The sequence below is a fragment of the Phormidium sp. FACHB-592 genome (genome assembly GCF_014695795.1).
Lineage (GTDB): Bacteria > Cyanobacteriota > Cyanobacteriia > Leptolyngbyales > Leptolyngbyaceae > Stenomitos.
Map to the genome: position 1 here is coordinate 1 of NZ_JACJOZ010000071.1, position 8,354 is coordinate 8,354.

11 protein-coding genes are annotated in these 8,354 nt (G+C 48.5%); 9 read left to right on the forward strand and 2 right to left on the reverse strand.

What is annotated here, in order from left to right:
* A partial coding sequence (locus H6F86_RS18495) for a hypothetical protein (RefSeq protein WP_206756057.1) occupies window positions 1-207 on the forward strand: 207 nt, incomplete at its 5' end.
* A gap of 57 nt (window positions 208-264) precedes the next feature.
* Here the strand turns inward: H6F86_RS18495 and H6F86_RS18500 are convergent.
* Window positions 265-786 (reverse strand): phosphodiester glycosidase family protein, encoded by a 522-nt coding sequence (locus tag H6F86_RS18500; protein ID WP_190450206.1) that lies wholly within the window; start codon window positions 784-786, stop codon window positions 265-267.
* A 55-nt stretch (window positions 787-841) separates the two neighbouring features.
* On the opposite strand from H6F86_RS18500, the gene H6F86_RS18505 reads away from it, so the two are divergent.
* The 8 genes from H6F86_RS18505 to H6F86_RS32350 all read left to right on the forward strand — a co-directional run bounded on the left by H6F86_RS18505 (window position 842) and on the right by H6F86_RS32350 (window position 4,251).
* A complete protein-coding gene (locus H6F86_RS18505; protein ID WP_190450207.1) occupies window positions 842-967 on the forward strand; it encodes an ATP-binding protein in 126 nt (41 codons plus the stop codon).
* Window positions 968-1,028: 61 nt separating this feature from the next.
* Window positions 1,029-1,217 (forward strand): hypothetical protein, encoded by a 189-nt coding sequence (locus H6F86_RS18510; RefSeq protein WP_190450208.1) that lies wholly within the window; start codon window positions 1,029-1,031, stop codon window positions 1,215-1,217.
* A gap of 204 nt (window positions 1,218-1,421) precedes the next feature.
* Window positions 1,422-1,790: a GIY-YIG nuclease family protein gene (locus tag H6F86_RS18515; protein ID WP_190450209.1), complete on the forward strand. Its 369-nt coding sequence runs from the start codon at window positions 1,422-1,424 to the stop codon at window positions 1,788-1,790.
* A 4-nt stretch (window positions 1,791-1,794) separates the two neighbouring features.
* Window positions 1,795-2,007 (forward strand): hypothetical protein, encoded by a 213-nt coding sequence (locus H6F86_RS18520; protein ID WP_190450210.1) that lies wholly within the window; start codon window positions 1,795-1,797, stop codon window positions 2,005-2,007.
* Between the two features lie 230 nt (window positions 2,008-2,237).
* Window positions 2,238-2,351, forward strand: coding sequence for a hypothetical protein (locus tag H6F86_RS33195; RefSeq protein WP_199305377.1), 114 nt, complete (start codon window positions 2,238-2,240; stop codon window positions 2,349-2,351).
* Between the two features lie 126 nt (window positions 2,352-2,477).
* Window positions 2,478-2,627, forward strand: a complete 150-nt coding sequence (locus H6F86_RS31655) for a hypothetical protein (RefSeq protein ID WP_199305378.1) — start codon at window positions 2,478-2,480, stop codon at window positions 2,625-2,627.
* A 23-nt stretch (window positions 2,628-2,650) separates the two neighbouring features.
* Complete coding sequence (locus tag H6F86_RS31660; protein WP_199305379.1) at window positions 2,651-3,085, forward strand: hypothetical protein; 435 nt, start codon at window positions 2,651-2,653, stop codon at window positions 3,083-3,085.
* Complete coding sequence (locus tag H6F86_RS32350; RefSeq protein ID WP_242033592.1) at window positions 3,085-4,251, forward strand: ParB N-terminal domain-containing protein; 1,167 nt, start codon at window positions 3,085-3,087, stop codon at window positions 4,249-4,251. Before H6F86_RS31660 ends, H6F86_RS32350 begins: the two co-directional genes overlap by 1 nt.
* A gap of 600 nt (window positions 4,252-4,851) precedes the next feature.
* On the opposite strand, the gene H6F86_RS18535 is transcribed toward H6F86_RS32350, so the two are convergent.
* Complete coding sequence (locus tag H6F86_RS18535) at window positions 4,852-7,230, reverse strand: EF-hand domain-containing protein (protein WP_190450211.1); 2,379 nt, start codon at window positions 7,228-7,230, stop codon at window positions 4,852-4,854.
* Window positions 7,231-8,354: the final 1,124 nt, after the last annotated feature.

Consider the following 8,354-nt stretch of genomic DNA (forward strand, 5'->3'; position numbering starts at 1 on the left):
CAACTCGCAATTTTGCATGTTATGGAGCCTGTGGGAGCAACCGCCATTGCTCACGCGATCGCTCTGCTGGCAATTGATCCTGCAAAACAAACCTTGTTGGTAGGAAATCCTATTTACGGTAGGCAAGTAAAAACCTTTGCTGAAATGCAAGACTATTGGCTGAAAGAGGCTGTTTTCGTCTCTGGTTCTCTCATTAGGGATCGCTAGCGCAGTCCTTCAGATAATTTGGCAAGGCAGCTCCTCGCTCCTAAACTGTCGGTGTACCTAACGAGCTCCTAACAAAATTGGCAACTGAGCTGTGTCGTTATAACGTAAATTGATCAGTTCCCTAGAATACAGCGCAACAGATGGACCCCCATCCAAATTCAACACATCTAAGCGCTTTCCTGCAAAGATCTCTAGGGATAGCAAATAGTTAGCGAGGTCATCTAATCGGATCGGTTTTCTTACAGTGATGAAATATTTGGTTCTATTATCCGTCACAGCCAAGAGCGATCGCGTATAGGGAGCAGATCCGTTCAAACTCTTGGCAATGTAAGGTTTGGCTACCTGGCTGTTCTCTACAACGATGGGGCCTGATTGAAATTCAATCACCTCATTGCTACGACTAGGGGTGAAGTTTTGGTAGTCCACAAATTGAATTTGCTGATTTTTCGTGTTGTACAGTGCAATATGGGTGAGCTGAGGGTCTTGTTTAATAAGGGCATAGTTCTGACCCAATATCCACAACCAACCTGCGTGCTTCGCCTTGGCATACGTACCATCAAAAAAGGAGCCGTTGATCACATATTGATAAGAGATTCAAGCAAAAATTTTTGAACCCTTCTTCACCACCAAACCAATGGGAGAAGGTAGTGGCTTAGGTTTAAGCATTACTCAAAAAGTGATTGAAAAACATGGCGGCAGCATCACCGCAGACAGTATCCCTGGCAAGACAAAATTCAGCGTGTGCCTACCCTTGTACTAATCAATCTCAACTATTCAAACGACCCATTCGCAATACGGCGTACCGTTATAGATTAGCAGGCGTGACGCCAGAAACTCTCTTACAGGGCTTATGGGCACTTGCTCAAGCGAAACCAGGAATGCTAGAAGAGGTGATCGATGAGGCAAAAGTCTACCATGCTCGACGCGCACGGGCACGGGAATTCAAATCTGCTATCAATCGGGTTTTCACGTCCGTCGCTATAGTCTTACTTCAGTTAAAGCACCTTTGACTGATAGAACTTTCACCGTCTTGGTGCTTGCAGTGAGTTAGACAGGGAACACTCGCTGCGAACATCTTCTTCATCCTTAGCCTGAGCGGTTAGCAATGACTTTGCTACCTGTGGAAGCAGAAGGTTGCGCAGAAGCATTAGCGGTATTACAAGCGCCCATCGAGCCTTATGATCTTTCAGAGTGTTTTGAGCCTAAGAACCTGAATGACTGATGAGACAAACGCTGAAGCCCGTAGAATACTGGATCAACTTATAGCCACTCCCTTTAATGACTGCCAACCTGTAAGCCGAAGCTTTTCCACGATTCCGGCTCGTCCTGGAGTGTATGCTGTCCGCCATCGTAGTGTGGGCTTATTGTATATTGGCAAAACGAAAAACTTACGCACGCGCTTCGTGAATGGTCACAAGGCTTTTCTTTGGGCCTGGCTGGCTCAGTACTCTGACCATGACATCAGGATCGCTGTGTCTCCACTTCCACATTGGAGAAGCCCACTCTGGCTCTCTGAGCTAGAATCATTATTACTGCGGGCAACAGAGCCGCCATACAATGCCCAGATTCCGATGGAGAGCTGATGCCATGAACTCAAGCAGCACAACTCTAGAGCAGCTATCCTCTGCTGATGCCCAAGCAATTCTACAGCGCTTGCCGGAGCGCATCCGCATGGCGTTAATTGAAAGGGCAGCAGCAGTTGACTATCCGCTTGAAGCAATTGTCGAAATGGCGATCGCCTCTTACCTTGATGAGGAAGCTCTGGGTTTTGCCGATTGTAAGCCGCAACGCGGTCAATGACAGTAAGGAGCCTGCCTCAAGCCGTTCTGGGCTAGCTTTAAGCTGACACAGTGAATAAAACCCTTATACTGTAAGGATTCTGCGCTTCAGCTTGCTTAAACTACTCCACCAGAAACTACTCTACCTGAGCCTAAACGACGCTATCCGCTCGTGCTCGTAGCAGAATTGCTTGTACCATAACGTTAGAGTACACGATGTACTCTAACGTTATGGTACAGAACTAACCTCATATGCCTAAAGCGACCCAGCAAATAAAAATTGCCATTGAGAGCAATACTGGAGGGTCTGGAAAAACAACGCTAGCAACTCACTTAGCGTATGCGCTGGGAAAGAAGGGGCATTAAGTAGTTCTGATTGATCTTGATCAAAACGGATCATTAAGCCTGTTTACAGGCAAGACAACTGCCCCCGAAAAAGAACAATCGCTAGCAATAGTTTTCGATCCAGAATTTAACGGCAGTTATCCTCTAGTGCCAATTTGGAAGGAGCATACAGACAAGGTGCAGCTCCTCCAAGGTGGAGCACCGTTGGAAGACATCATCCGTAGCGTGCATCTCTATGAGCGCCGCTACGAGGTGCTAAAAGACAAGTTAGAGGAGATGCAGAAGTTATTATTTTAGACACGCCTGCATCCTTGGAGCCAATGGGTTTGATTGCCCTTGCCGCAGCGACTCATATTTTGGTGCCCTTGAAGCCGGAATATAAAGACTCTTTTGGGGCAGCGGGTATGGTGCATTGGTTTTATCAAAAGATTGAAGCGCTTCGCTTGCGTCCTAAACCAGAAATCTTGGGGTTTGTGCCTTCTAGGGTCAATGTGGCTAAGTTTGCGGCTCACCGAAACCTACTCGGTCTCGACAAGCAGGGGAAGCCCAGGACAGATAGCGATTTAACTGAAACAATTCCCTATCAACTACAGCAAATGGGCATTACCTGTTTCCCGCCCATCAAGGAGTCAGGTTTCATCTTAAGCGCTAGTGGTACAGGGTTGCCTGTGCATCTTTATCAACCTGGAGATGCGATCGTCAAATCATTTGACCCTATCGTGACTCGCATTATCGCAGTACTCAAAGGAAAGTAATGGTAAGACCTAAACCAATCGGAGCCAGCCAAATTTTTGCTGAAGCTGGACAAACCCAAAAAGTTCACCAATTATCGAGCCGGGTAGAAGAATTAGAAGCTGAGATTGTACAACTCAAAAGCCAGGAACTTGCGGAACAGGGCAAGCTCGAACTGGAGGCAAAAGTTCAGGCATTAACCCAGCAACTTTCCCTGCAAGGTGGGGTTAAAGAAATTGAGATTTCTCGTATCCAACGGAATGCTCTTCAGCCGCGCCAAACGTTTCCGCAAGCTGAACTAAAAGCCTTTGCTGCACTGCTGAAGGAAGAAGGACAGCACACGCCAGTAATCCTGTTTCCGTGGAAAGACGACTACCTGCTTTTTGATGGCGAACGACGCTGGCGAGCAGCACCGCTGATCCCTTGGCAGACGCTGAAAGCCGTGATTATGCCGCTAGAGACAGAGGCAATCAATATTCAGGAAATCCAAAGTCAAGCGCTGTCCACTTCGATCCATCGGAAGGACTTACATCCACTCGACCTAGCCGAGTGTTTGCTCAACCAGATTGTCTATCGTCACCCCGAACTAGAAGTGGAACGCGATCGGATTCCCACTATCCTCAACACGTCATTGCAACGCCTGAAACGTAACAAGCAGCTTTCAGAGCTAACAGCGATCACAACTGCATCAAAGGATGAGCAGCGTGAGTGGCTAGAGAGAGTGGCGCTGAAACAAGACGCAGAATTTAGCATTCTGCAAACACTGCTGGGCTACCAACTGAACCCAACCTCTATCAGTACAAATGTCTTTCCCATGTTAGCGATCGCTACCGACATTAAGGAGGTAGTACGCGAATCAGGCTTAGATGCCAGTAAGGTGCGAGAACTCAACAAACTTTCGGCTGAGAAGCTGCATCTAGACGAGGTGGCAGCCGTAGCGGTGCGCACTGAAGCTACCAGGAAAGCAGCGACTGAAAATCTATCATTGAGTGAAACCCGTCAGTTAGTCAATGCTTTATTCAAGACTCATCATGCTGGCGGCTCGTCCGTTCGTACCCCCTCTCAACGAGTCATCAAAAACTTGCAGGCAATCACTGTAGAAGACTGGCAAGCAGACGAGATTAAAGCCTTCCAACAAGCGCTGAAGGCAAAACTTGTAGAGCTTGAACAGATCGCAAAAGCGAAATGACGCTTTGCCTTACGGTTTATGAGTGATTTCATAGCCCATATGTCATTGTCAGAAGCTGCTTTCATTGAATCCAGACCATTCGCGATCGCCAGCTTGCAGAAATGCAAAGCGATCGGGCGGAGACAATCTTAAACAAGATAAAAGTCCTCATATTTCCTGTTTGACAGGGGCAAGGCATTGCCACAACAGAGCAAGTGGCAGCGTTCTATGAGGTGCCGAAAAACACAGTCCAAACAGCGATTAAAGTGAACGGGATGAGTTTGACTGATAGTTTAAGAACTATACGTGGCAAAGCTCTAAAGGATGCTGTGCCGTTATTCGGCACAAGTTCTAGAGCACCGAGACTGACTGTTTAGGCTCTATGTGCTGCCCTCCGTTTAGGTATGCTGCTTAGAGATTCTGCTATCGAAAGACAGAGCAGAACCCAGCTCATTGAGTGAGTGACCGAGGGTAGAGCACAAAGCCTCTTTGAACGAAAACTGTAGCGGGTGCGATCAGCGGCTCCACCTTGTTCCGAAGATAGATCCAAGAACCGTGATGTCTTACACTTCCTGCCCAGAGGCAGGTTTCCAACGCCCCGAAAATCCACTTTACAGAGCTTTACTCGCTAGTGGTTTCTTGCCCTTCTAGACCCTTGCTTGGGCTCAGTACCGTTTCTGTAAAGAAGCCACTTCGCGCGAACGCTTCATCGATACTCGTCGGTTGTGGTATCGGATCCACTAAACCAGGATAAAAGCAGTATAGTTCTTGCAAGAACTGTCCATCTAGCATGGCTCGGTCTAACTCCTGAATATAATTTTGAGCGGCAACACTCACTGCTGTGCTGCCAACACCATCGCTCTGCTCGAGTCGCTTTTTCAGGATTAGTCTCAGTCCAGCTAAGCCAGAAACGGGCTTGAAGACGTTGTAGAGCCGGGAGACGCGATCGCGGCTCAGATAGTTCTGTTCGAGAATTTTCGCTTGCGCCAGTTCAGTTTCTAAGCTCGGATAATAGCGGCTCGTGTAAAAGGCTTTTTCATCACGGCGATACCATGCTTCAGAGCGTGAGATCGACGCCGATACCGTATTGTGAAGCTTCCAGAAAAACAAGCGCAGGGATACCCCATCGCTGAGGGTTGAGAGCTTGTCCTCAAGCGACACCACAAAGTTAGTGACGGGAAGATCGCGCCCTAACAGCAGATATTCGACCGGGTACAGTTCTACCTCTCGATTTTGCACCACATACAGATTGAGGTGGTGACGGCAATAAGGGCAGGGGTAGAGCGCAGCAAACCGTCGAAAGAAAGCTTTAATTTGGACCACCAGTGCCTTTTGCGGTTCGAGGGGGCGCGTACAAACAATTTCAGCCGTAGTGTGCAAAAACCGCCAGACCGCAGAGCCTAGATAGTAGGGGTAGCTGAGTCGCATCTGAGCCGTTTGCACGTCGCGCTGATTGAGATAGACATCGACAAAGGTGACATACTGTGACAGACTGCCAGATTCGCGTCCGCACTCGACCCGTTCACGCCGTTTTTGTACGCCGTGGAGATAGGGTCGCGTTAACTGCCACGCCTGCTTGAGCATGAGTTTTTGAGGGACTGTGCAGTCGGGGAATGCTTCTACGAGATCGATGCCAAAGCGATCAAACTCTCCCTTTGCTTTAGCGCTCTCGTACCACTGGTCTAGCTCTTGTGCAAGGGGGTGAGTGTTCGGCTGGATATCCGCCGCTGTGTTGACGCTAAACGCTGCCAGCAGTTTCGGCATGAAGTCTTCGTACCAATAGGCGACAGGCATCATTGCCCCATCGATCGCTTCAGAGGCATCGGACAAAATTACCTGGTTCCACTGGCTCAAGTAGGCTTTAGGGTCGTCGTCAGATGGGTTCAGAGGGCTGTCGATCTGCTCTTCCAGCTTTCTCAAGCGGTCGAGTTCATGAATCGCTAGCACGCCTTCTGTGACGTCTGCTAAGTTGAGCCGCTGCTTTTTCAGCGTGATCGCAAATTCAATGCCCGCCGCAAACTTTTCTTGAACGGTTGCAGACTTTTTTCGTGCCGCTACCATTGCTTGCTCGGTCGCTAACATTGCTGGTGTTTTTTCGAGGCTGTCCCAGTGTTGGATGCGAGCTTTGAGCCGAGCGTATTCTTCGACAATCGAGGTGACGAGAGCATCCAAGACCGGATAACAGGCAGGTTCGATCACTCCCAAGGCTTTGTAGAGTGCGATCGTCTCTTCGACAAAGGGAACAAAATCCGTCATGCAGTAAGGCAGATTTTTAACGCGCAAATGCGTTTCGTGATTGGCGCAGAAGCTCTCCCGGAAGCACCGATAAGCTGCGCCCTGAAGCAAGCGGAAGAGCCCCATCTGCATTTGTAGTCGCGATGTTCCTTGGCGCTTTGCTGCGACAGGCACAGAAGGCTGTTCAGGCGCGCCTTGCGCCGTTTTAGAGGTCTTTAAAGGCTTGCCTCCGTCGAGCACTGGGGTACGATTCGAGAAATTCAGTGTGTCTTTGTATCCTTTTCCAGAAGCGGACTCCTGTGCCACCAATTGACAGAATTCTTCAAAATTAATCGAACGATCACCATCTCGATCGACTTCTTGAATCATCTCGTCGAGTTCGACATCGGTTAAGCCAAACGGCTGCATTACCTGACTCAGTTCCTCGGCGCTGATTCGACCGTTGTCATCTTCATCGAGTACGCTAAACGCAAGCGTGAGGCGACTAGCGCGATCACCGTGTCTCGACAACAGCAAGGCACGAAACTCTTCAAATTCGATCGTGCCAGAGGCATCTTGATCGACCTCTTGTATCAGGTGCTGTAACTCTGCTTCGGTTGGAGTGCGTCCGAGGTCTTGCAGCATCTGGTTCAAAGCAGCGATCGAAATGGTTCGGGGCTGAACGGGGTCGGTCTCGCCCTCTGGATCGCTCAAGACGAACGTATTCCACAGTGCTGTGATCTCTTGATCGCTGAGTGCGGCTTTTTCAAACGCTCCAAAGGACATAGCTGCACGATTCCAATTACCGAAGTCTTGACTTCAGTAACCATAGCAAGATCTAGCAAAGGAGAATGCTTTAAGTGGGCGGTGATTTGAAAGGAGCAAACGACCGGGAGTGACGTTGACTGACTGTTCGAACTTTTCTTGTGTGAAAGTCGTGCCATCGGCATCGCCATCTTCAGTGGCAACCGATCCTAATAATGCCTCTCAGGTTTAGGGGGCTGTTGTTTCACACTACCGGAACCTTGCAACAGTGTTGCATAAGTCTCAGGGCGTGTTTAGCTAAGGAGTCTCAACTACACTCGCACCCCTACAATCGCTGACTATAGCCGGCAAAATCTGTACAGTGACTTTTTATTTGTCATGGAGACGCCTTAGTGGCATTAGAGCAGTAAAGCTAGACCTGATGAACCTTCCGCCTGGAGCCAACTTAGTAAGCCTGATGACCAGATGATCAATTGTTCAGCAACCGAGCAGCTGCAAACCTTTAACAGCAGGATCTGGCAGGGCGACACGAATTTGTCTTCGTGTCATTTAATTGGCTCTGTACAGATTCGTAAGCTTACTGAAGCCTGCGTATTGCTCACATAAAGCTACACAAATCTAAGTTTCGGGTCGAGACGGCTATCATGACTGTAGAGTGAGGCGATATGCTCATTCACGCAGATCACCAGGCTCTTTCAGATTCGTAGCTCTACTGAAGTTTACATATAGGTGTTGTAAAGCTACAAAAATCTCAGTTTCACTACTGAGATAGGACTATTCTCTTGGTGAGACGAAGCAGTCTTATTTGAAACACCTTTTCCGCTCATATCAGTTTTTTTCATAGCCCTTTCAGCCGTACTACACCCTCTGGACTAAAGTTGGACTTTTTAAGTCTGTAGTATGCGTAATCCAAAGGTACTTTTGGCACTTTTAAGGGACTGAAAGTCTGATTCTTGCGTTGGTGGTTTGCGTTACAGGCAACTAACCAAGTCCAAACGGGCTATTAGCAGAGCTAAGAAACTGTTTGTAAATGTATGTGAAGTAGAAGACAACTACGGTCACAAAGGCGCGATACCAGAAGAGTGACATCTACATGGCTTGAGGATATGAGTCAGCCTTACTACGACAGTGACCTGACCGATGAG